Annotated in this window: 28 protein-coding genes and 1 pseudogene; 11 read left to right on the forward strand and 18 right to left on the reverse strand. The window is 58.4% G+C overall.

Annotation, left to right across the window (positions count from 1 at the left end):
• Positions 1-17: 17 nt before the first annotated feature.
• The 7 genes and pseudogenes from FFR93_RS16695 to map form a co-directional block, all read right to left on the reverse strand.
• The gene (locus FFR93_RS16695) at positions 18-821 is read right to left on the reverse strand and encodes an endonuclease/exonuclease/phosphatase family protein (protein ID WP_138394053.1); all 804 of its coding nucleotides are present in this window, start codon (positions 819-821) and stop codon (positions 18-20) included.
• Positions 822-877: 56 nt separating this feature from the next.
• On the reverse strand, positions 878-2,284 hold the full coding sequence (gene sthA / locus FFR93_RS16700) for a Si-specific NAD(P)(+) transhydrogenase (protein ID WP_064709107.1): 1,407 nt from the start codon (positions 2,282-2,284) through the stop codon (positions 878-880).
• Positions 2,285-2,401: 117 nt separating this feature from the next.
• Positions 2,402-2,533 (reverse strand): annotated as a pseudogene (locus FFR93_RS16705) (JAB domain-containing protein); the annotation flags it as partial.
• Between the two features lie 4 nt (positions 2,534-2,537).
• Positions 2,538-3,725, reverse strand: a complete 1,188-nt coding sequence (locus FFR93_RS16710) for an alpha-hydroxy acid oxidase (protein WP_138394054.1) — start codon at positions 3,723-3,725, stop codon at positions 2,538-2,540.
• An 88-nt stretch (positions 3,726-3,813) separates the two neighbouring features.
• On the reverse strand, positions 3,814-3,948 hold the full coding sequence (locus FFR93_RS41915) for a hypothetical protein (RefSeq protein WP_259664714.1): 135 nt from the start codon (positions 3,946-3,948) through the stop codon (positions 3,814-3,816).
• Positions 3,949-4,014: 66 nt separating this feature from the next.
• Positions 4,015-4,839, reverse strand: coding sequence for a DNA repair protein RadC (gene radC, locus FFR93_RS16715; RefSeq protein WP_138394055.1), 825 nt, complete (start codon positions 4,837-4,839; stop codon positions 4,015-4,017).
• 7 nt (positions 4,840-4,846) lie between these two features.
• On the reverse strand, positions 4,847-5,683 hold the full coding sequence (gene map, locus FFR93_RS16720) for a type I methionyl aminopeptidase (RefSeq protein ID WP_138394056.1): 837 nt from the start codon (positions 5,681-5,683) through the stop codon (positions 4,847-4,849).
• A 237-nt stretch (positions 5,684-5,920) separates the two neighbouring features.
• Between map and FFR93_RS16725 the strand changes: the two genes are divergently transcribed.
• From FFR93_RS16725 to FFR93_RS16730, 3 genes are all read left to right on the forward strand, one after another.
• A complete protein-coding gene (locus FFR93_RS16725; RefSeq protein ID WP_138394057.1) occupies positions 5,921-6,580 on the forward strand; it encodes a TetR/AcrR family transcriptional regulator in 660 nt (219 codons plus the stop codon).
• A gap of 127 nt (positions 6,581-6,707) precedes the next feature.
• Positions 6,708-6,881 carry a hypothetical protein gene (locus FFR93_RS40905; RefSeq protein ID WP_171049205.1) on the forward strand — a complete coding sequence of 58 codons (174 nt, stop codon included), beginning with the start codon at positions 6,708-6,710 and terminating at the stop codon, positions 6,879-6,881.
• On the forward strand, positions 6,878-7,210 hold the full coding sequence (locus tag FFR93_RS16730) for a DUF6105 family protein (RefSeq protein ID WP_138394058.1): 333 nt from the start codon (positions 6,878-6,880) through the stop codon (positions 7,208-7,210). Before FFR93_RS40905 ends, FFR93_RS16730 begins: the two co-directional genes overlap by 4 nt.
• On the opposite strand, the gene ruvX is transcribed toward FFR93_RS16730, so the two are convergent.
• Entirely contained in the window at positions 7,147-7,641 is a 495-nt protein-coding gene (gene ruvX, locus FFR93_RS16735) for a Holliday junction resolvase RuvX (protein ID WP_138394059.1), read from the reverse strand. The two genes, FFR93_RS16730 and ruvX, sit on opposite strands and share 64 nt — an antisense overlap.
• Before the next feature lie 112 nt (positions 7,642-7,753).
• On the opposite strand from ruvX, the gene FFR93_RS16740 reads away from it, so the two are divergent.
• The 8 genes from FFR93_RS16740 (at position 7,754) to gspG (ending at position 14,439) form a co-directional block, all read left to right on the forward strand.
• Complete coding sequence (locus tag FFR93_RS16740) at positions 7,754-8,458, forward strand: metal-dependent hydrolase (protein ID WP_138394060.1); 705 nt, start codon at positions 7,754-7,756, stop codon at positions 8,456-8,458.
• A gap of 68 nt (positions 8,459-8,526) precedes the next feature.
• Positions 8,527-8,814 carry an Asp-tRNA(Asn)/Glu-tRNA(Gln) amidotransferase subunit GatC gene (gene gatC, locus FFR93_RS16745; RefSeq protein ID WP_138394061.1) on the forward strand — a complete coding sequence of 96 codons (288 nt, stop codon included), beginning with the start codon at positions 8,527-8,529 and terminating at the stop codon, positions 8,812-8,814.
• Between the two features lie 57 nt (positions 8,815-8,871).
• Positions 8,872-10,353 carry an Asp-tRNA(Asn)/Glu-tRNA(Gln) amidotransferase subunit GatA gene (gene gatA / locus FFR93_RS16750; RefSeq protein WP_138394062.1) on the forward strand — a complete coding sequence of 494 codons (1,482 nt, stop codon included), beginning with the start codon at positions 8,872-8,874 and terminating at the stop codon, positions 10,351-10,353.
• Positions 10,344-10,829 carry a GNAT family N-acetyltransferase gene (locus FFR93_RS16755; protein ID WP_138394063.1) on the forward strand — a complete coding sequence of 162 codons (486 nt, stop codon included), beginning with the start codon at positions 10,344-10,346 and terminating at the stop codon, positions 10,827-10,829. The genes gatA and FFR93_RS16755 overlap by 10 nt, the downstream gene beginning before the upstream one ends.
• Positions 10,830-10,855: 26 nt before the next feature.
• Positions 10,856-11,131 (forward strand): hypothetical protein, encoded by a 276-nt coding sequence (locus tag FFR93_RS16760; protein WP_138394064.1) that lies wholly within the window; start codon positions 10,856-10,858, stop codon positions 11,129-11,131.
• A gap of 229 nt (positions 11,132-11,360) precedes the next feature.
• Positions 11,361-13,514: a type II secretion system secretin GspD gene (gene gspD, locus FFR93_RS16765; protein WP_348640327.1), complete on the forward strand. Its 2,154-nt coding sequence runs from the start codon at positions 11,361-11,363 to the stop codon at positions 13,512-13,514.
• A complete protein-coding gene (locus FFR93_RS16770; RefSeq protein WP_138394065.1) occupies positions 13,514-13,984 on the forward strand; it encodes an A24 family peptidase in 471 nt (156 codons plus the stop codon). The genes gspD and FFR93_RS16770 overlap by 1 nt, the downstream gene beginning before the upstream one ends.
• Positions 13,984-14,439 (forward strand): type II secretion system major pseudopilin GspG, encoded by a 456-nt coding sequence (gene gspG, locus FFR93_RS16775; RefSeq protein ID WP_138394066.1) that lies wholly within the window; start codon positions 13,984-13,986, stop codon positions 14,437-14,439. The genes FFR93_RS16770 and gspG overlap by 1 nt, the downstream gene beginning before the upstream one ends.
• Before the next feature lie 9 nt (positions 14,440-14,448).
• On the opposite strand, the gene FFR93_RS16780 is transcribed toward gspG, so the two are convergent.
• The 10 genes from FFR93_RS16780 to FFR93_RS16820 all read right to left on the reverse strand — a co-directional run bounded on the left by FFR93_RS16780 (position 14,449) and on the right by FFR93_RS16820 (position 21,664).
• On the reverse strand, positions 14,449-15,072 hold the full coding sequence (locus FFR93_RS16780) for a prepilin-type N-terminal cleavage/methylation domain-containing protein (protein ID WP_138394067.1): 624 nt from the start codon (positions 15,070-15,072) through the stop codon (positions 14,449-14,451).
• Entirely contained in the window at positions 15,069-15,458 is a 390-nt protein-coding gene (locus FFR93_RS16785) for a prepilin-type N-terminal cleavage/methylation domain-containing protein (RefSeq protein WP_138394068.1), read from the reverse strand. The genes FFR93_RS16780 and FFR93_RS16785 overlap by 4 nt, the downstream gene beginning before the upstream one ends.
• The gene (locus FFR93_RS16790) at positions 15,451-15,924 is read right to left on the reverse strand and encodes a GspH/FimT family pseudopilin (protein WP_138394069.1); all 474 of its coding nucleotides are present in this window, start codon (positions 15,922-15,924) and stop codon (positions 15,451-15,453) included. Before FFR93_RS16790 ends, FFR93_RS16785 begins: the two co-directional genes overlap by 8 nt.
• A complete protein-coding gene (locus tag FFR93_RS16795; RefSeq protein ID WP_171049207.1) occupies positions 15,921-16,517 on the reverse strand; it encodes a type II secretion system F family protein in 597 nt (198 codons plus the stop codon). Before FFR93_RS16795 ends, FFR93_RS16790 begins: the two co-directional genes overlap by 4 nt.
• 215 nt (positions 16,518-16,732) lie before the next feature.
• On the reverse strand, positions 16,733-17,029 hold the full coding sequence (locus FFR93_RS40915; RefSeq protein ID WP_171049208.1) for a hypothetical protein: 297 nt from the start codon (positions 17,027-17,029) through the stop codon (positions 16,733-16,735).
• Positions 17,030-17,034: 5 nt separating this feature from the next.
• Entirely contained in the window at positions 17,035-18,648 is a 1,614-nt protein-coding gene (locus FFR93_RS16800) for a GspE/PulE family protein (RefSeq protein WP_138394071.1), read from the reverse strand.
• A 2-nt stretch (positions 18,649-18,650) separates the two neighbouring features.
• The gene (locus FFR93_RS16805; RefSeq protein WP_138394072.1) at positions 18,651-19,469 is read right to left on the reverse strand and encodes a hypothetical protein; all 819 of its coding nucleotides are present in this window, start codon (positions 19,467-19,469) and stop codon (positions 18,651-18,653) included.
• Between the two features lie 49 nt (positions 19,470-19,518).
• Positions 19,519-19,749, reverse strand: coding sequence for a hypothetical protein (locus FFR93_RS16810; protein ID WP_138394073.1), 231 nt, complete (start codon positions 19,747-19,749; stop codon positions 19,519-19,521).
• Between the two features lie 302 nt (positions 19,750-20,051).
• Positions 20,052-20,666 (reverse strand): type II secretion system protein GspM, encoded by a 615-nt coding sequence (gene gspM / locus FFR93_RS16815; protein WP_138394074.1) that lies wholly within the window; start codon positions 20,664-20,666, stop codon positions 20,052-20,054.
• The gene (locus FFR93_RS16820; RefSeq protein ID WP_138394075.1) at positions 20,663-21,664 is read right to left on the reverse strand and encodes a PilN domain-containing protein; all 1,002 of its coding nucleotides are present in this window, start codon (positions 21,662-21,664) and stop codon (positions 20,663-20,665) included. The genes gspM and FFR93_RS16820 overlap by 4 nt, the downstream gene beginning before the upstream one ends.
• Between the last annotated feature and the right edge of the window lie 252 nt (positions 21,665-21,916).

Below are 21,916 nucleotides of genomic sequence, written 5' to 3' on the forward strand. Positions count from 1 at the left end.
TGTCTTCCGTCGATACACTACTCGAGATCGAGCAGCAATGCGCGGTGGTCCGACACCTCGGGCGCCTTGACCACCTCAAATTGGGCAACCTTCACCTCCGGCGTAACCAGCATGTAGTCAGCGAAGCGGCCTTGCTTTGGATAGTAGGAGGTTCGCGTGTCGACGACGCCGTTTCCGGTGACGAGATCGGAAAGACCTAACCTGGCAAGGACCTTGAAGGTCGCGCTGTCGGGCAGCAGGTTGAAGTCGCCGCAGACAACGAGCCCTTCGTCACCGGGCCAGATCCGCCCGATGAGGCCGGCCAGCGCCAAAGCCTGCTTTTCGCGCTCCGCCGTATCGCCCTTGCCGGCGGGATCGCGCAGCCCATGCATATGGGCGATCGTCACAGCGCGAGCGTGTTCATGGCTGAAGAGACGGATGCAATGCGCATTTCGCGGCCTGGGATGTTCACCCCAGCCATCGGCGGAAAAACTGCCATGCACGAAGTCCAGCGCCTGGGCGATAATGGAATGCGATTTGCGGACGAAGGTCGCCAACCCGAATTCCGCGACAATGGCGGCGTCGCCATCGAAAAGCTCACCTCTCGATGTCGGGCAGAAGAAGGCGTCGTGGCCGGGCAGGGCGTCGCCGATCTCCCGGAACAGATCGACGCGCTGCGGCAGCTCCAGCCCCGCATCCCGGTAGAGCGACCATCCGCGATCCGCATTCGGCGCCCTCAGCACCTCCTGCAGGCACAGCACATCGGGATCGGCCTGCCTGACATAGGCGATCAGGGCCTCGTGCAGCCTGCCGTCCCATGCATTCAGCGAAATGATGCGCAAGCTCTCGGCTCCGTCTTGGCTGGCGGAATTAGATGGTGGCGCTGCCGGCGGCGCTTTCAGAGTTCCGACTTGATGTCGCCCATCCGGTTCCAAGCGTCGAGCCCGGCGATCTTATAGGCTTCGGCGAGCGTCGGATAGTTGAAGGTGTTTTCGACGAAATATTCGACCGTGCCCTTCAGATTGAGCACCGCCTGGCCGATATGCACCAACTCCGTGGCGCCTTCGCCGACGATATGCACGCCGAGCAGTCGGCGCGTCTTCAGCGAGAAAATCAGCTTCAGAAGCCCTGTGTCGAGGCCCATGATGTGGCCGCGCGAAGTTTCGCGGAAGCGGGCAATACCGCATTCATAGGGAATGCCGCGCTCCTTCATTTCCTCTTCGGTGAGGCCGCAGGTCGAAATCTCCGGCACCGCATAGATGCCGTAGGGGAAATATTTCTGCGGCTCCTTCGCGACCGCGCCGATCGCCACGCGCGCAGCGATGCGGCCCTGTTCCATTGAGGTCGAGGCAAGGCTTGGAAAGCCGACCACGTCGCCGGCGGCGTAGACGTTGGCAACCGATGTCTGGAAGGTCTCCGGATTGACCTTGAGGCGGCCACGGCTGTCGGCCTCCAGGCCAATGGCCGGAAGGTTCAGCGCGTCGGTCGCCCCCATGCGTCCGGCGGCGAAGAGCACCATGTCGGTCACGAGATGACGGCCGTTGTCGAGCGTCAGCTGAACCTTGCCGCTATCCAGCCGCTCGACCTTCTCAGCCTTCGTGCCGAGCAGCAGTTTCATATTGCGGTCGCGCAGTTGATAGGTGAAATCCTCGACGATTTCCTTATCAATAAAGTCGAGCATGGTCGACTTCGGATCGATTACCGTCACGGCAGTATCGAGCGCCGAGAAGATCGTCGCATATTCGATGCCGATAACGCCGGCGCCGATGACGACCATGGTGCGCGGGAGTTCTTCGATATCAAGCAACTCGTCGCTGTCGAGCACGGTCTTGCCATCAAACGGCATATAGTCTGGCCGAAATGGCTTCGTGCCCACAGCAAGCAGAATGCTGGCGCCGCTGACGGTCATTGCTTCGCCATCATCCTTGATGACCTGCAAGGTGGTGGAATCGATGAAACTCGCTTTGCCGCGCATATGGTGGACACGGTTGCGGGCGAACTGATGCTCGAGCACTTCCACCTCATGGTTGAGCGTAATCAACAGGCGGCGGCGCAGATCTTCCGCACTGATCTCCTGCTTGACGCGATAGGATCGGCCATAGAAGCCGCGCTCGCGCCAGCCCGACAAATTGAGCGCCGTCTCGCGCAGTGTCTTCGAAGGGATGGTGCCGGTATGAACGGACACGCCGCCGACGCGCTTGCCCTGTTCGATGACAAGCACTTTCTTGCCGAGTTTCGCTGCCTGGATCGCGCCGCGGCGCCCCGCGGGACCGCTACCCACCACAACGAGATCGTACTGAAACATCCTCTAGCCTCGGATTGGAAATGGAATCATTTGCGACAAAAATGTCGCTCCACTATCGGTAGCCGGTCAATGTTACTGATTGTTTTACAGCTACAGATTCAGCCGGAGCTGTGCTTTTCAGATCAGCTTCAGGCCTTTCAGACTGACATGGCCGTCCCTGCCGATGATGATGTGGTCGTGAACGGTGATATCAAGTGCCTTCGCCGCGTCGATGATTACTTTCGTCATATCGATGTCAGCGCGCGACGGTTGTTCATGCGTGAGTGATGTAGTCAGTGGAAATATCGGTCACCCTGGTGACCCCGAGTAACGCCATATTGCCATGCAGTTCCTTCTTCAGGATATCCGCCGCTCTTACCACGCCCGGTAGTCCCGCGACGGCTGCAGCATAAAGGAACGGCCTGCCCACGAACACGAAACAGGCACCGAGCGCGAGAGCCTTCATGATATCCGTTCCACGCCGGATGCCGCCGTCGATCATGACGGCACAGCTGTCCCCAACACGTGCCGCAATCTCCGGAAGGACCTGAAGGGGAGATGCGGTGCCGTCGAGCTGGCGGCCGCCATGATTGGAGACGATCACTCCATCCGCCCCGGTATTTGCAGCCCGTGCCGCGTCTTCAGGATGCATGATCCCCTTGACCACGAGCTTGCCGGACCACCGCTTGCGTATCCGCTCCAAGTGGCTCCAATTGAGATGGTCACGCTTGCCGAAATCGCGTGTGACGTTCGAGGAGATGATCGGCGCGCCTCTTGTGGCGTAGGAATTTTCAAAATGCGGAATGCCGTGCCGGACGATCGTGCGCAGGAATGTACCGGTTGTCCAGCGGGGATGCGAGATGCCTTGCCATGCCAAGCGGAGCCCGGGACGCAAAGGCGTCGAGAACCCCGCCCTTACATTATTTTCGCGATTGGGCAGCGTGGCCGTATCCACGGTCAGCAGAAGTGTACCGATGCCGGCCGCAGCGACCCGATCGATGAGAGCGTCGATACGGTCGGGTTCGCCGGGGAGATAGGCCTGAAACCATGCTTGTGGCGAAACCGCAGCTATCTCTTCCAGGGGGATGAGTGACGAACCGCTTATAATCATCGGGATTCCCGATTGGTCCGCTCCTTGCGCGAGCACGATGTCCCCCCGATAGGCCATAAGCGCGCTGATCCCCATCGGCGCGATGCCGAACGGTGCGGCATGGGTCTTGCCAAAGAGGCTGGTCTCGGTGCTGCGCCTTGAGACGTCCCGAAGTACACGAGGCCGAAAGACATAGGCCTGGAACGCCTCAGCGTTATGCCGCAGCGACGCGTTGGTCTCGGTCGCGCCGGCGATATAGCCGAACAGAGGCTTCGGCAGATGTCGCCGTGCCCTCATTTCAAAGTCATCGAGGCAGAGCGCATCGCGGCAGAGCCGGGTCGATCGATCAGTGTTACCGCTGGAGATCGTCATGAAGCTTTATCTTCTCGGTATTTCAGGCGGGTATTGTTCAGCGAGTGGCGGCGCAGGATTGCATAGAATCCCGCGCCAGCGACGGCTGTCAACTCAAGCTTTCCTCAGTCTTTCGTTGCCTCGGATGCTTGCCTGCGATCTCCATGATCGGCGGCAGAATGAGCATCAGCAGCATGCCGAGGGTGAGAAGCAGCAGAGCGCCGCTGATCGGACCGCTGGTCATGATCGTCTCCGTGGAGGGCTTGGGAAGTTGTGCAGTGATCGTGTAGTCGCGTCTCAACGCAGCGGATTACATCAACTTCAGCCCTTTCAGGCTGACATGGCCGTCCTTGCCGATGATGATGTGGTCATGGACGGTGATGTCGAGCGCCTTGGCTGCCTCGATGATCACCTTCGTCATGTCGATGTCGGCGCGCGAGGGCGTCGGGTCGCCGGAGGGATGATTGTGGACGAGGATGATCGCCGTTGCCGAAAGCTCAAGCGCGCGTTTGACCACCTCGCGGGGATAGACCGGCGTATGGTCGACCGTGCCGCGGCCCTGCACCTCGTCAGCGATCAGCACGTTGCGTTTGTCGAGGAAAAGGATGCGGAACTGTTCTCTTGTCTCGTGCGCCATGGCGGCGTGGCAATACTGGATGACCGAGGACCAGGAGGAGAGAACCTGCTTGCTTCTGATCTCGCTCTTCAAAGTCCGGTGAGCGACGGTGGCGATCAGTTTCAGGTCGAGGGCGACATTCCCACCGACGCCCTTCACCTCTGTCAGGAGACCAGCGGGCGCGCCGAAGACGCCGGAGAGGGAGCCGAAGCGTTCGATGAGAGCCTTGGCAATCGGCTTGGTGTCGCGCCGCGGGATCAGCCGGAAAAGCAAGAGTTCGAGGATTTCGTAATCGGCAAGCGCCGTGTCGCCCAGCTCGCGGAAGCGGTCACGCAGCCGCTCGCGATGGCCGTGATAATGTTCCGGTCCGGAGAGCGAGGCGGGTAGGGCGGTCCGGGCGTTCGGCGCGGTGGTTTTTTGCGGCCGGCCACCGAAGAACGAACGTTCGTCGGTAACAGGCTCTTCGGTCTCGAAAGGCAGCTCGTCGTCGGAAGATGTCGCAACAGGCCGCTTCGCCATCGGATCGTCACTTGGCAAGCGGCGGCAGTCCGGGCCGGTCGAGGCCGCCCGGTGACAGTGTGAAGATTTCGCAGCCCTCGGCGGTGACGCCGACCGTGTGTTCATATTGCGCCGAAAGCGAGCGGTCGCGGGTCACGGCCGTCCAGCCGTCGGCAAGGACCTTTACATGCGGTCGGCCGAGATTGATCATCGGCTCGATGGTGAAGATCATGCCTTCACGCAGCTCCGGCCCTTCATTGGCGCGGCCATAATGCAGGATATTCGGCGAATCGTGGAACAGTCGGCCGACACCGTGGCCGCAGAAATCGCGCACCACCGAACAACGCTCCGCCTCCGCATAGGTCTGGATCGCCTCGCCGATCGCGCCGGTGCGGGCGCCGGGCCTGACGGCGGCGATACCGCGCATCAGTGATTCATAGGTGACCTCAAGCAGCCGCTCGGCGGCGCGCTTGATCGTGCCGACCGGATACATCCGGCTCGAATCCCCATGCCAGCCGTCGAGCACGAAGGTAACATCGATATTGACGATATCGCCTTCGCGCAGCGGCTTGTCGTTCGGAATGCCGTGGCAGACGACGTGATTGATCGAGGTGCAGGTGGATTTGGTGTAGCCGCGATAGTTCAGCGTTGCCGGATGCGCGCCGTGATCCATGCCGAAATCGAACACGAACCGATCGATCTCGTCGGTGAGCACGCCGGGCTTGACGATCTCGGCAAGCGCATCAAGGCAGCGCGCGGTCAGCTGGCACGCCTTGCGCATGCCCTCGAAGGCCTGCGCATCGTAAAGCCGGATGGCGCCCGTATTCTTCGGCGGCGCGGAGGAGGCTTCGATATAATTCACCATTGCAGGGCCTTAGCGGAGATTGTTAGATTTGTTCATAATGCAGCTATGCCGGGTTCGTCCATCGCGATCAACCGTCGGCGCGAGATTTCTGGAAGGATTCGCTCCGCCATCCGCGCCCTTCCGCTGGCGAATTTTTAGCGCCGGATGAAATATCCACAATCTTCCCAAGAGGATAGGATTGATCGGATAAGACCTCCCCGCTACTCACCGATTGGTGACAGCGGGGAAGGGTCGATCATGCTGATTGAAGCTGAAAATCTTGAGATTTCGCCTGGGGCCGGCGCTGAGCCGGAACGGCGCGTACGCGATCGCGGTGCCACCGAGCGCGCGATCCTTGCCGCCGCCAAGGGCCTGCTGGCGGAGGAGGGCTTTCAGAATTTCGGCATCAATGCGGTCGCCCGCCGCGCCGGCTGCGACAAGCAGCTGATCTATCGTTACTATGGCGGCCTTGACGGTTTGGTCGAGGCGATCGGCGCGGATCTCGGCACATGGGTCAGAGATCGCATTCCCGAAGATGCCGGCGGCATGTTCATGCTCACCTACGGCGATCTGATGGAGCGGCTGGCGCTTCTCCTGCTCGACGCCTTGAGAAGTGATCCGTTGATGCGCCGCATCCTCGCCTGGGAGGTATCGGAAAATACCGAGCAGGTGAGGCGGCTGTCCGAAGCCCGTTCGAAAGCTCTCGCCCTCTGGCTTGATCGCATGCGCGGTTCGCTGGCGCCGCCGAAGGGCGTGGATGCGGCGGCAGTCAACGCCGTCCTCATCGCGGCGATCCAGCACCTCGTACTTTCCGGTACAGCCTGCGGTCAGTGCGCCGGCCTATCGCTGAAGACGTCAAGGGACTGGGAGAAGGCGGCGACGGCCCTGAAGCGTCTCGTTCGCGGCGTCTACGGCTGACACCCTTCATCCACAGGGGCGGTGCGGCGTTAACCTTAACAAATGCTTTACGTTGCGTGGAGCTGGCTAACCCGACAGTGTGGCGTTCAGCAGAGATGACACGAGTGAGAGCCCCAAGTTGACGTCAATGGGAAGCAAGATCGCAAAAGCCGCGTTTCTGGTGACGGCGATGATGTTCTTCGCAGTCCTGGCGCTGGATATCGCAATTCCCACGCTGGTGCTTTGCGTCATGGCATCGTCGATGTGGCTGGTTTCGCTCGATCTGCCCGTCGCCCGCAAGCAGGGAGGAGAAGCCGCATGAAGTGGTTTCTGATCTTCTGGGCCGGTCCCATCGTCTTTCTGGGCGGATGGTACTGGCTCTCCTATTACGACATGAATTTCGGCATCTTCATTCTGACACGGCAGGTCCATGACCTGACCTTTGAGATTTATGGCGAAGCCCTCGGTGTTCCGCCGGAAACCATCCCGCCGCTTGTTGCCCGCGCCATTGCGGTGGACAGTCTCGTCGTCTTCGCTATCCTGGGCTTCAGAAAGCGCAAGGCGATCGCCGCTTGGTGGAAGGCGCGTCAGGCACTGAATTCGTCGCCGTCAGACCTTGCGAGCGAGGAAAGCCTGTCGAGGGCGCCCTGAAGGATGAAGCTGGCCGCGGCCGAATCGATCCTTTCGGCCCGTTTAGAGCGCGAGACGTCCATTTCGATGAGCGTTCGCTCGGCCGCGACCGTCGAAAGCCGTTCGTCCCAATAGACGAAGGGCAGCGCCGTTTTCTGCTCCATGTTGCGCACGAAGGCGCGCGTCGCCTGCACGCGCGGCCCCGCCGATCCGTCCATATTCATCGGCAGGCCGATGATGAAGCCCGCAACCCTTTCCGCCGTGGCGAAGTCCAGGAGCGCCTGCGCATCGACGGTGAACTTGATGCGACGAATCACCGGACGTGGCGTGGCAAAACGCCGGCCGAGATCGGACATGGAAAGCCCGATCGTTTTGGTGCCGAGATCGAGCCCGGCGATCGCCTGGCCGGGAGCAAGGATCTCGGCCATTTCCTCGATCGTCAGCACCGTCATTGCCGTTTCATCCGTCAAAAGAAATTGAAGCCGCCGCCGCTTTCCTTCGCCGGCGCATGAGATATGTCCTTACCATCGAAATCAGATTTTGCATCACGTAAGGAGAGATTTCATGAAGATCACCTGGCTCGGCCATTCCGCCTTCCGCATCGAGACGGGAACGGCGAAGATCCTGCTCGACCCCTTCCTCAGCCATAACGCCTTATTTTCCGGTCAGGACATCAAGGACGTTTCTGCAGGCATCACCCATATCCTGCTGACCCACGGCCATGGCGACCATGTCGGCGATACCGTGGCGCTTGCCAAGGAAACCGGCGCCGTCGTTCTTGCTAATGCCGATCTCGCCGCCTGGCTCGGCTCCAAGGGCGTCGACAGGATCGAGATGGGCAACACGGGCGGGACGATCACGCTCGGCGGCTTCTCCGCGACCTTTACCAATGCGCTGCATTCCTCCGCCCAGATCACCGAGGACGGCGTCTCGCATGCGCTCGGCAACGCCAACGGTCTGATGCTGCATTTCGAGGACGAAGCCTCGATATTCGCCATGGGCGATACCGACATCTTCTCCGATATGGCGCTGATCAATGAGTTGCACCAGCCCGATATCGGCTTCGTGCCGATCGGCGACCGCTTCACGATGGGTGGCGCGGTGGCAGCACTCGCCTGCCAGCGTTATTTTAACTTCAAGACCGCAATTCCCTGCCACTACGGCACCTTCCCGATCATCGACCAGACGGCCGATAAATTCGTTGCCGGCATGGAGGGATCGAAGACGCAGGCGAGGGCGATGAAGCCTGCCGAGAGCCTGTCGATCTGACGAAACCCCGTTGCACCGGGCGGACATGGCCTTTATAGCGATAGGAAAAATCCTATCCGGAGAATGCCATGTCCGTCGATCTTGCCACCGTGAAGCGCGTCGCCAAACTTGCTCGTATTGCCGTCTCCGAGGATGAGGCAAATCGTATGGTCGGCGAGCTGAACGGCATCCTCGGCTTCGTCGAGCAGCTCTCCGAAGTCAATGTTGATGGCGTCGAAGCGATGACGTCAGTGACCCCGATGGCGATGAAGAAGCGGCCCGACGAGGTGACCGACGGCAACAAGGCGGCGGATATCGTCGCCAATGCGCCCGTCACCGACCATAATTTCTTCCTGGTGCCGAAAGTCGTCGAATAAGGCTTTGAAAGCCCCTTTCGGACCCTGTTGCCATTCCAGATCTGAAGCGAAAACACGATGAGCGAACTCACCAGCCTGACCATTGCCGAAGCCCGCCGGAAGCTGCGCGCCAAGGAAATCACCGCAATCGAACTGACCGAAGCCTATATCTCGGCGATCGATGCGGCCAACGACCGGCTGAACGCCTATGTTAAGGTCACGCCGGATCTCGCTCGTGTCATGGCGAGGAAGTCGGACGAGCGGATCGCCGCCGGAACGGCCGGCGACCTCGAAGGCATTCCGCTTGGAATCAAGGATCTCTTTGCCACGGTCGGCGTTCACACCCAGGCCTGCAGCCATATCCTCGACGGTTTCGAACCGCGTTATGAATCGACAGTCACGCAAAACCTATGGGACGACGGCGCCGTCATGCTCGGCAAGCTTAATATGGACGAGTTCGCGATGGGCTCCTCCAACGAGACGTCCCATTACGGACCGGTGATCAATCCCTGGCGGGCAGGGGGCTCGAACCAGCAGCTCGTCCCGGGCGGCTCCTCCGGCGGCTCGGCGGCAGCTGTTGCCGCGCATCTTTGCGCCGGCGCCACCGCGACCGATACCGGCGGCTCGATCCGACAGCCGGCCGCCTTCACCGGCACCGTCGGCATCAAGCCGACTTATGGCCGCTGCTCGCGCTGGGGCACCGTCGCCTTCGCCTCCTCGCTCGACCAGGCAGGCCCGATCGCTCGTGATGTGCGCGACGCCGCTATCCTTCTGAAATCGATGGCGAGCGTTGATGCGAAGGACACGACATCGGTCGATCTGCCGGTGCCGGATTATGAGGCCGTCCTTGGCCAGTCGCTGAGGGGAATGAAGATCGGCATTCCGAATGAATACCGCGTCGACGGCATGCCCGAGGAGATCGAGACGCTGTGGCGCCAGGGCATTGCCTGGCTGAAGGACGCCGGCGCCGAAATCGTCGATATCTCCCTGCCGCACACCAAATATGCGCTTCCGGCCTATTACATCGTCGCGCCGGCCGAGGCTTCCTCGAACCTCGCGCGATACGACGGCGTGCGCTACGGCCTGCGCGTCGACGGCAAGGATATCGTCGACATGTATGAAAAGACGCGCGCAGCCGGGTTCGGCCAAGAAGTCAAGCGCCGCATCATGATCGGCACCTATGTTCTGTCGGCCGGTTATTACGACGCCTATTATATTCGCGCCCAGAAGGTCCGGACGTTGATCAAACGTGATTTCGAGCTGGCTTTCGACGCCGGCGTCGACGCTATCCTGACGCCGGCAACGCCGTCGTCGGCCTTTGGCGTCGCCGATGAAAACCTCGCCGCCGATCCGGTGAAGATGTACCTGAACGACATCTTCACGGTGACGGTCAACATGGCGGGCCTGCCAGGCATCGCCGTGCCCGCCGGCCTCGACCACAAGGGCCTGCCGCTCGGCCTGCAACTGATCGGCAAGGCGTTCGACGAGGAAACCCTCTTCAAGACCGCCTACGTCATCGAACAGGCTGCCGGCAAGTTTACGCCGGCGAAGTGGTGGTAACGGGCCTCACGATCCGAAAGATTACGCCCGCCGACCATGAAAAGGTCGGCGCCGTCGGCTTCGCCTCTTGGGCCGCAGGCGAGGCTTTCGAGGATTGCTATCGCGATCCTCGTGTGATTGCCAAAGTCAGGCACGAGTTCACCGTTTTTCCGCTAGAGACAAAAGGTGAGATCTTCGCTGCCGAGTTTGACGCGGAGATCGTCGACTGGGGCGCTCGTGAAGGCGAACCCAATTATGTCTCGGATCTCTGGGTGCATCCCGATCATCAGGGCAAGGGTGTGGGCGGGGCACTGCTGTTGCATCTGTGCGAGTTGATGACGGCCGAAGGACTGACGACTGCCCGGATTGACACGCATGCCGGGACGATCCGGCTTTACAAACGCTGCGGTTTTACCATCATCTGGCACGGCATCGAATTCTCCAGGAGCATGGGTGTGCCGCTCGAAAAGGTGCATATGGAGAAGCAGCTAGGCTGAGCGATAGCCGAAACAGGGAGAGCTTCATGGCAGCCAATGATCTTATGCGCCTGATCGAGGCAATCGATCGCCTTGCCGCCGGCGGTTTTGCCATGGGGGCGGATTGGCAGGCGGTTCACGATATTTGTCAGCGCCACGAAGGCGAACAGCCGTTCGACTGGGGCCACGCCCTCTGCCACCGCATCGAGGGCGACGACTGGAATGCCGACTACTGGTATCGCCGCGCCGGCAAGATGCGCGGCACGGGCCCGATGGCCCACGAGTGGGCGGCGATGCGGGCAGAATTGTCCGCTAAGGCTTGAAGCTGAGTCCTGACCGCGCCAGTTTAAGGCGCGATCAGAGTTGGTCATGCTGCAACCTGACTGCCCCGGCCGCAATGGGCTTCTTGTCTCCCGCGTCAAAGGATGCGCTTTGGACGACAGTCTTCAACCTGCTTAAACATCGACTAAAAATTGTGGAAACCTACGGCATTCACAAAAGGCTGGATGCGAAGCGACCACCCCACGCGTAGTATCTTTCCAGACGAAGCGCGTGGACCTTTTCATGAAATCTTTGGTGCCTGTTTGTATTCTCGGCTTGCTTACGCTTGCCGCCTGTAGCTCCACGGATTCAGTTGAGGACGTACTGGCTGTAAAATTGAATGAACTCGATTCCACCGGAAAACCTCTGCCAACGGCTCGCTTCTCTTCGCGCCTGATTGGTGGCGCGCCGGCGGATCAGAATTTCAACGGCGCCATGCACCAGGGAAGCGGCACCTTCGTCTCTTATGGCGCTCCCCCGGTGTCGGTCGGGCAACTGTCCAAAGGGGGAGATGGTTACAGTCTCAATCTTGTCGGGGCGTCTATTGCGGCGGCCGCGAAAAGCGTGCTCGGAGATACGCTCGGGCTGAATTATATCGTCGATCCACGTGTCTCCGGCACCGTAACGTTGCAGACGACAAGCCCCGTGTCTCGGGAGGCACTCCTCGACATTTTTGAGGCGGCGCTATCCGTCAATGGTGCGGTGGTCGTGAAGCGCAGTGACAGCTACCAAGTTGTTCCTTCATCCGAGGCGTTTTCTTCAACGCCACAAGTCAGCGTACCGTCGGTCTCGCCGAAGGGGCCTGGCATCAAGGTGCAGGTGGTCGAGCTCAAATATGTCTCCGCCGAGGAAATGAAGGGTATCCTTGGGCCGATCAGCCGCCAGGGCTCGATCCTGCGGGTAGATGCGACGCGCAATCTCATCATGCTTGCCGGGACCAATAATGATCTCTCGGCCATGCGCGAGGCCATCGGCGTATTCGACGTCGATTGGATGGAGGGAATGTCCGTCGCTCTTCATCCCTTGAAAGCGTCACAGCCCTCTGCCGTCGCCAAAGAGCTCGATACGATCTTTGCCAACGACAGCGGCGGCGGCAAGATCATTCGCTTCATACCGAACGAGCGTCTGAACTCGGTATTGGTGATCACCTCGCGCCCGGCGTACCTGCAGCGCGCTTCAAGCTGGATCCAGAAGCTCGATCGGCTCGCAAGCACCAATGAAGAGCAGCTCTTCGTCTATGACATTCAGAATCGGCCCGCAAAAGAGCTGGCAAAAGTATTGCAGGCCGTTGTCAACGAACAGTCTACCTCGGACGCCGCCGGCCAGTCCGCGAACGCAGTTGCCCCCAATCTTGAACAGGCAACCCTCTCAACAGCAGATGATCAGCCGCAAACCTCCGCAGCGACTGAAGCGGCTGCGCCGAGCGAGCTCGAAGGCTACAGTGCGGAACCGGCCAAGGTCAAAACCTCGATTGTTGCCGATGTCGAAAACAACGCCCTGCTGATTTCCACAACCGCTCGGGAATTTGAGCATGTTCAACAGCTCTTGCGCCAGCTGGATGTCGCCCCGACCCAGGTTCTGCTCGAGGCCGTCATCGCCGAAGTTACATTGAACAACGAGCTGAAGTTCGGCCTTCGGTGGTTTTTCGAAAACGGCAATTTCGGCGTCTCGTTCTCGGATCTTGCGAGTGGGGGCACCCGCATGGCATTTCCCGGCTTCGGCTGGAGCTATGCGACCAACGACATCCGCGTCACGCTGAACGCCCTCTCCAGCATCACAGACGTCAACGTGGTTTCGGCGCCGACACTGATGGCGTTGAACAATCAAAAGGCCACATTGCAGGTCGGCGATCAGGTTCCGATCGTGACGCAGCAGGCCGCAAGCGTGAACGGAGACTCGCCGGTCATCAACTCAATCCAGTTGAAGGATACAGGTATCATTCTGTCGGTTATCCCGCGGGTGAACAGTTCCGGGCGTGTCATGCTCGACATCCAGCAGGAAGTCAGCGACGTCGTGAAGACGACTTCGTCAGGCATCGACTCGCCAACAATTCAACAGCGCAAGGTCTCCACACGCGTGATCGTCAACGACAATGAAAGTTTGGCTCTCGGGGGCTTAATCCAACAGAAAAACAGCATAGGCCGCAGCCAAGTGCCGCTTCTCGGCGATATTCCGTTGTTCGGGAACGCCTTCAAGAACAAGACCGATTCTATCAAGAAGACAGAGCTGTTGATTTTCATCAAACCGCGCATCGTTCGTGACGTGACTGAAGCCCGCGATGTGACGGACGAATTCCGCAGGAAATTGGATTTCCGATCGGACATCCAAAAACGGCGCGGTGGAAAAAACGCCGTTCAACAGGATCTCAAGCGGCTGGCCTATTGATGTTGCTCGTTCCCTTCGCTGTTATCCTTGCCGTCTGTATGCTTGCGGTCAGCTATGTCGACTTTAGACGGCTGGTGATTCCGAACTGGTTGAATGCGATCGTTCTCGTTGTCGGAGCGGCTTTCAAACTCGTGCTGGGGCTTGAGGCATTGGCCCTCGCGATGCTGTTCGGCGCATTTGTCTTTCTGATGTTTTGGACCCTGAGGTACGTATATTGGCGTTTCAGAGGTGTCATCGGTCTCGGCCTCGGGGATGTCAAATTCGCAGGCGCCGCAGCGGTTTGGCTGGATCCGTGGAGCTTTCCCGCCTTTCTGTTCATCGCATCCGCTCTCGCGTTGCTTTATTTCTGCGTCAGCGCCAAGCGAACACCTGACATCGCATTGCTTCGGATTCCCTTCGGGCCGTTTCTGGCCCTTGCGTTATTCGTCACATGGAATTTCAACACCTTTTACAGTCAGGCGATTGGATAATGACCAAATACATTGCGATCGGTAATGAGCAGTCAGCGGATCGCAATCAGGCGACTGAAGGCTTTACACTCGTTGAACTATTGGTCGTACTCGCCATCATCGGCCTGGTTGCCGCTCTCGTGGCGCCGCAGGTGTTGAAGTATCTGGGTTCAGCAAAAGTCGAGACCACAAAAGCTCAGATCAAGAACATCGAAAACGCGATAGAGCTCTACTACATCGATGTCGGCCGTTACCCCACTACCGAGGAGGGGCTAACCGTACTCACGCAGACGCCATCTGACCGCAGTGTCTGGAACGGCCCCTACCTTAAGAAGTCCGGTGTCATCCTGGATGCCTGGGGCACGGCTTATCAGTATAAGAGCCCGGCGGAGGACCGGCCTTATGAGGTAATCTCCCTTGGGCGCGACCGCAAGGCTGGGGGGCAGGGGCAGGACGCAGATCTTCGGAGCGAATAGCTTATTGGCTCACCGCAAGAAGGCTATTCTGGTGGCGGAAACAGGCGCCGTGCCGCGTTTTGCCTCTAAAGTTAACTTGACAGCATAAGGCATCTTTCCCGGACGATTCCATTGGTTCAACCACATCGGAGCGGTTTGGCCGTCGGGGGGCTGCGGCGCATCCATGAACTCAAAATGGGCGTCGACGATATCCTCGATGATGGTAAAGGATACCGGCGCGGGCATCGCTATTCCCAAGCGCCGTGGAGCATCACGCAGCACGATTGAGACGCTTCCGCCATTTTCCTGGAGCTCGATGAGGACGTCCCGAAGAGCAACCTGATCTGTCCCCACTCTCAGCACGGTCGGAAAATGCAACGAATGTGAGGTTCCTTCGAATGCAAGCCGTTTTTCACTGGTGCCCTTAAGAAGATAGACGCTGCGTGCATCGGCGATCGTTTGCTGAAGAAATTCGATTGCGGCGACTATTTCCGTTTGGCCATCGGCACCTTCAGTCAATCTTTTTAGCGGGCGAAACTGCGTGATCGCTCCGATCATGACGGCACTCAGCGCGGCAAGCAGCGCAAGCGTCACCAGCATTTCGACAAGAGTGAACCCTTCTTCGTCCTTCCTTGAGTTTACGGACAGCGTCATGGCTGTTGACCTTGCACCGATGACTTAACCAGAAAGGTCTGACGAAACGCACTGGCTTTTGGTCCGACAGAGATGATGGCAAATGAATCCGAACTGCTTGCCGCTTCTTGTTCGCGTGGCGAGACCATGCGAATTCTCCAACGCAGCAGACCCATTTCTCCTTCTTTCTGCCGTGCGCTGGCGCTTATCAGTTTGGGAATTTCTTCCGCCCGCAATATCTGCACTAATTCCAACATTTCATTTCGTTCAGTCGCGGTTCGGTAACTCCTGACAGCAATTGCCAATGTCTGAGATGCGATGGCCATCGAAATCGCTAGGATGACAAAGGCTATGATCATCTCCAATAGAGTAAAGCCTGCATCGTTCTGCAGTGGCGGATTAATCATCGGACACCGTTGTGGCGGAGCCCGTTAGCCAACTGATCTTGATGCTGATCTCCTTCTCCTTGTCGGTACGGAGCCGGATCTCGCCACCCGACGAGCTTCCATCAGCAAGAAACTGAATGCTCCCCTTGGAGACGGTGGTCGCGGCGTTACGGCCAACTGTCGCGACCATCGACATCGAAGTCGGAATGACGATATCTTCATGTTCGATATCAAAATGCACGGTGCGTGCCGCCGTATCGATCGATAGAGTGGTATCTGACCCTCGCTTGATGGCGACCAATCGAGCCAAGCGCGCGCCTCGAACGATTGAAGACGCGACACTTGCCGTTGTTGACGAACCCGCACGATGAAATTGCGGTACTGCGACGGCGAGAACTATCCCTAATATCGCCAGCACCACAAGCATCTCCATGAGCGTAAAACCAGCGCTCCCGGCATGGCGACTGGCGGAGCTTCGTGCGTTCATTGCGCGCTCAACTCGTTGACGCTGAGAAGCGCCGTCATGACAGAGATGACCAGTCCGCCGACGAGCAGTCCCAGCAGGATCGTTATCGCTGGAGTGATGAGCGAGAGAAGACGGTCGAGGGTCCTTTGGGCCTCAGATCGCAGGATGTTCGATCCATTGGCGAGTACGGCAGGGAGCTTGTTCACCTCGTCTCCGACAGCGGTCAACGACACGATGCTCGGCGGGAATAGTTTGGTCTCCGCTAAGGCCTCGGCAAGGCGCCGCCCTGATATCACCGCTTCGCGGATCGGTGACAACTTCGTTCGGCAAATGGAAATCGTGCAGGCATCTGCAGCCAGCGCCAGGGCTTCGGGCATGGCAACAGCATTTTCGAGTAGCAGCGCTAGGGTCTGTAGGTAGCGGGCCAGCGTCATCTTGATGATGAGTGGCCCCAAAATCGGCATCTTGAGTGCGGTAGCCATCATCAATCGGGAAAGTTCTTGGGCCCGCCATGCAAAAAGAATTCCGGTAAGGGTCAGGACCGACACTGCAACGGGCGGGAAGGCTGGATTTTCAATGAACTTTCCAACTGCCGACAAGACGGCGATCAGCAAGGGGGTCTCTCGCTCCGAGCTCTGGAAGATTGGTTCAAGAGCCGGCACAAGCACGAATGTGACGACGCCGAGCGCTATGATCATCATGACCAGCAGAAAGGCCGGATAGAGAAGCGCATCCATCAACTGCTTGCGTTGATTCTTCCGGCGTTCCAGATCAGAAGCGATTACCGAGAGAACATGCCCCAGCCGGGCCGTTTTCTCCCCACTGGCGATCAGCGACAGAATGTCACCCGGCAGATCATCAAGCGAAGCAGGGACTGGTCTAACGTTAGCCCGGCCGCCACCAAGACCGCCAAATTGCCGAAGAACCGGGCTTGGTCAAAACTCGGCTCTAACTTGGGAAGACGCAGATATGACTGCAAACGTCGATCGCCATAGGGCTGAACGTCGGAAATCGTCACGCCCGGTGAGCGAAGCTTCCGGCGAGCATCGACGATATCTGTAGCTTCGATCGTGCCAGACCGTTTTCGGCCGTCACCAGAAAAAATGCTGTATCCAAATTTAGGCATAGCGACTAATCCGCATCGATGACACGCAAGACTTCGTCCATCGTTGTCAGACCTCTTTCCACCAGTTTTTGCCCGCAATGGCGAAGTGGAACCATGCCGTTCTCGATGGCTATCGCTTCGAGATCTTCTTCGGCGCTGGTCGCGCGCATCTCTTCCTTGAACCGCTCGGAAACCTCCAGGATTTCATAGGTAGCCCTGCGTCCCTTGAAGCCGGTTCCTTCGCAAGCGATGCAGTCGGCTTTGAACGAGAGGTCTCGACAAGCTTCGCAGCATTGCCGCAGAAGCCGCTGGCCGATCACACCTCTGATTGTTGCCGCTAGCAAAAACGGTTCGACTCCCATATCGCGAAGCCGATTGAACGCACCGATCGCGCTGTTCGTATGCAAGGTCGAAAGAACGAGTCGACCAGTGAGTGCTGCCTGAATTGCGATCTCGGCGGTTTCCCGATCGCGAATCTCGCCGACCAGAACAATATCGGGATCCTGCCGCAGAACAGAACGGAGCGCAGTGGCAAACGAAAGGCCGATCGCTGGATCGATCTGCAATTGCGTGATGCCGGCAATGCGATACTCGACCGGATCTTCCACCGAGAAAATCTTCACGCTCGGCCGATTGAGCCCCGACAGGATCGAATAGAGCGTTGTTGTCTTGCCGGATCCGGTCGGGCCGGTCACCAGAATGAGGCCATTCGAGCGCCTCGTCAGATTGTCGAGCTTGCTCGCGGCGGCCGGATCATAACCCAATGATGCCAGATCGAGTTTGATGTTCTCGCGATCGAGAACGCGAAGTGCTGCCGTTTCCCCATGCACCGAAGGCACGACGGAAAGACGGAAGTCGACCTCCTGGCCTCTGACGGCCAAACGCAATCTGCCATCCTGCGGTAGACGACGTTCGGCTATGTTAAGCCGCGCGAGAATTTTCAAACGGCTTACCACACCCGTATGAAGCGATTTGGGCGCATTATCCGTTTCGAGCAGGATACCGTCGCGGCGAAGCCGGATACGGAGCGTCTCTGCCTGCGGCTCCAGATGAATGTCTGTCGCTTTATCGTCGATTGCTCTTTGGACAATCTTCGAGACAAATTTAACAACAGGGGCATCGCGCGCCACATCAAGGAGTCGCTCGAGATCGACATCGAAGGCCCCTTCCTCTACGAGCGACTCATCGAGCGGGGCGTTCGACTCTCGTCGAAGACGGCCGATATGCTCTTCGATGGTGCTTCTCGGCGCCACACCAATTCGCAATGGCAGGTCGAAGAGGTAAGAGACTGCCTCGGTTGTTTGATGATCGAATGGGTCGGCGACAGCTAGGCGAAGATAGTCATCGGCCTTCTCCAGGGGAACGATCGCCTTCTCGATTGCGAAATCCCAGCCCAGCCTTTCGAGCCATTCAAGGCCGTTTCCGGGGAGGCCATCCTCGATGACCTCGAGATCAAGGGAGCTCGCGATCTCTGATGCAATCGTAAGTTCGGGAAGTACGCCCAGTTCCCGAATAACCACGTCCAATGGCTGGCCAGTCTGCCGCCTTGCAGATTTTATTCGCTGAATGGCTTCCGGAGTGACCAACCCGCTATTGACGAGATGAGCGAGAAATTGCTCAGAACGTTCCATCACCTGCATTGTTACAATGCCTCCTTGAGCCAAGAGGCCGCATCAGGTCCCAAGAGGACCCCGCAATCCGAAAGACCGCGCCTTGAAATTGACGAAAGCGGTAACGCGGACACACGGCGATTGGTTTGTCGACCGTCACCGGTCACCACGATTCTGGCATCAGTTGCCCATTCGCCTTGGCTGTTGATTTTTGTCGCCAGCGTATAGGTGCCCGAAAGCTGCAGCCGGTGTCGAATTTCACCGCTAACATCAGTCAGATGAGAGCGGAGGGAGGCAGATGCGAATTCGCGGCTGACAGCGGCGCTGTGGCTATCGACGGTGAATATTTCGCTGATCTGTTCCGGGCTGAACCGCCGCATCTCCGGAAAATCGAGGAGTTCAATCACATCTTCGAAGGGCGCGTGCTTGAAGCCGTATTCCGGCTGCGAATTGGCCGGGGTCGGCGAATTGGAAGATTGCCGAGAGCGAAATAGAATAACTCCGTTGGCGATATCCGTAACTTGTGAGGCGGTCAAGCTTAAGGCCGCCAAGCCGGCTTCTATGGTGGTTAATCCAGCGACATTAAGATCAATGAGACCGGCATGATCGAGAATGCGAAGCGTCACGATCGCGTCGCCAGAGACGCATGACCTTCCACTCGCTTCACCGGCAATGGTTGCGGCCCAGGCGCCGTCGGTTTCAAGCTTCATTGCGATATAAGCATTGATCGCCTCCGCCGTATAGGCAAGCCGGTTTCGCTCGAAACTATGATGGGAGGTCAGAGCGGCGAGACGAGCAGCGGATGAAAACGGGACCAGCAGCGCAGCAAATAACAAAAGAAAGGCGAGCACCGCGAGAAGCGCGAAACCGTCCTCATCAGCGCAATCGTCTGCTCGCCTCTCAGTTTTGTCGGACATCGAGGCCTTCAGCGGGATAGAGGTTGACGACCGCCTGCTGATCTCCGGCGCGCAGGACGACGCTATCAATGTCGATACGGTCGATCGTCCACCCCTCGATCGCGCTGCCGATTGGCAGCCACTGCGCTGGAGCATCTGTGTTGACCGCCAATAGCGCCGATAGGTCAGGGCCAATCTTTCGAATGCCTTCAAGACGAAAGGCGGGAAGCTGCACCGCTGGCGCAGCGACAATCGGCTCGGGAGGAGGTGTTATAGGGACAACAAGGGGGAGAAATTCCCGGCGTGTTGGACTGAATACTGGCCTGGACAAGGTCTCAGGTGAAGTGGACAGGCCTACTGTTGCCCTGGTCTCCAACGCTGGCGGGGCCGAAGGACGAATTGTCCTTTCTTCGGAGGAGTCAGGTGGAGAGATATCGACCGGTATTTCATAAAGTACGAAATTGAAAAGGCAAAGCATGCTGAGTGCAGCAGCGGCACTCAACGTCGTCAGAAAACTCGGGTCAGGGAGCGGAAATCTCATTTGGCTTCTGCCGCTCCTTGCCGACCGCTCGTTGCCGGATTGACCGACCCGTAGATTTCCATGCTTGTCGAGAGCTGAAGCGGCGCCTGAAGCTGTCCCTGTTGGATGGGGTTGGTTGCCCGAATTGTGGCTTTTCGAATGACAAGCGGAGGCCTGGACGTCTCGATGTCGACCATGGCCCTATGGACGGATGATAGGCTTCCCTGGATATCAGCTGCGACGCCAATTACCGGCACGCCGTCGGGTGAAGATTCTGGAAGGACACTGATGGAAATAACGACCGCCCCGGCTTCTCCTGCAATAGCATTGATGCGCTCCTGAAGTCGCGCACGTGTCACGGGCATTGTATCGCCGTGGAGATAGAGGGCAGCGGCAACGTCGGCGGAAATGGCCGTGGATGCCCCATCCAGAGGCCGTCGCGACAATATTGCGTTCAGCTTGCCGAGTTCAAATCGCTTCGTGTCAATGTCGCTCGCCAAGCCGCGCAGCTGGTCTCCTGTAAGCACTGAAATCCAGATGACGCACAATGTGCCTAAGGCGAGCAATCCAAAGGCAACCATCTGCTGCACCCGCTGCGATGCGTTCATCAGTCCGATCAGCAGGTCCGTCATTTCCGCTCGACCTTCAGGCGCATCTCAAAATGCTCGTCTGTTCCGCCAGCCTCGCGCACAACCGGTGACGTAAAACTGGGCTCGCTAAAGAGCTGAGACTCTTCCAGCGGCCCAATCAAGCCCGCCGCCGACTGTGAAAAGCCCGACATGGTCACTGTTTCCTGGTCGATCGACATGTCAGAAAGCCATGCCGTATCCGGCAACTGACGGCTCATCTCTTCCCATATTTGGATGACGGGAACGGACTCATCTTTGCGCCGCCGCGCGGTGTCTAAAGCGGCGACGGCTTTCGCGCGCTCATTGAACGATGCCCGCACTGCGCTTGCCTGCTCTCGCTTTGCGGCGATCTCGTTTTCTAGATCCGATAGTGCGCCCTCGTATCGAAGGACCGCGTGGGCAAGCGTCAGGCCGGCCGCCAAAAGCAGCAGAGATGGGACCATTGCCGCTCGTGTCGAAGGGAACAGGGAAAGAGCAGCTTTCGGCAAAAGCTCGCTGACGGCTCGTCGCGTGAGATGAATGACCGGGCCATCTGAGACGGCGAGCGAGATGCCACCGATCTTTATTTTGGCAGCGGTCAGAGCCGAAATGACCGGATCGAGCAAGGATTTCTTTACAATGGCGTAGGTCGTGCCTTCGGAGGCGTCGCCTGTGATCGGCATAAGATAAACGTCGTCGTGACGAAATGGAGTTGCTGAGATCAAGTCGGCGGCCGCTATGTCCCTGGCCCTCGAGTAGGGAAGCAGGGATCTCGCAATCGTGCGGCGAATATAGCGATCCTCGGCGAGAACTAGCGAGCAGGTTCTGCCACGTCCGAGAATTATTTCGATCTCGGCAAGAGATACTGCTTCCGCCCGCGAGCCATCAGGCCAGATAACGGAAACTCCCGGTCGTCCTATCTCGACGATGGGGTAGCGCTTTCTTTGAGGCCGCAGAAATAACATGCGCCGAATTTCGGCGTACCACCAGTCCCGGAAATCGAGCGCGCTATCGACAATCATGATTGAATAAATTTATGAGAACCGAATCACTGTTTTTGTAGTCGACACAGTAATACGAACTACCACGCGTTGCAGGATTCGAGCGCGTTGCGGCACGCTATCCACAGGCTTTTGGAAGCGTGTAGAAGTGAGTGCCGAACACTGGACCGTTACTGATCTGACACTTCCTGCAATCGTCGCCAGTTGCATTTATTTTGCACTTCGACGTAAGCACTACTTGCATTCGAAAGTGATTACGACTTTAGAATGCGG

Origin of the sequence: Rhizobium sp. MHM7A, assembly GCF_005862215.1 — a bacterium.
Lineage (GTDB): Bacteria > Pseudomonadota > Alphaproteobacteria > Rhizobiales > Rhizobiaceae > Rhizobium > Rhizobium bangladeshense.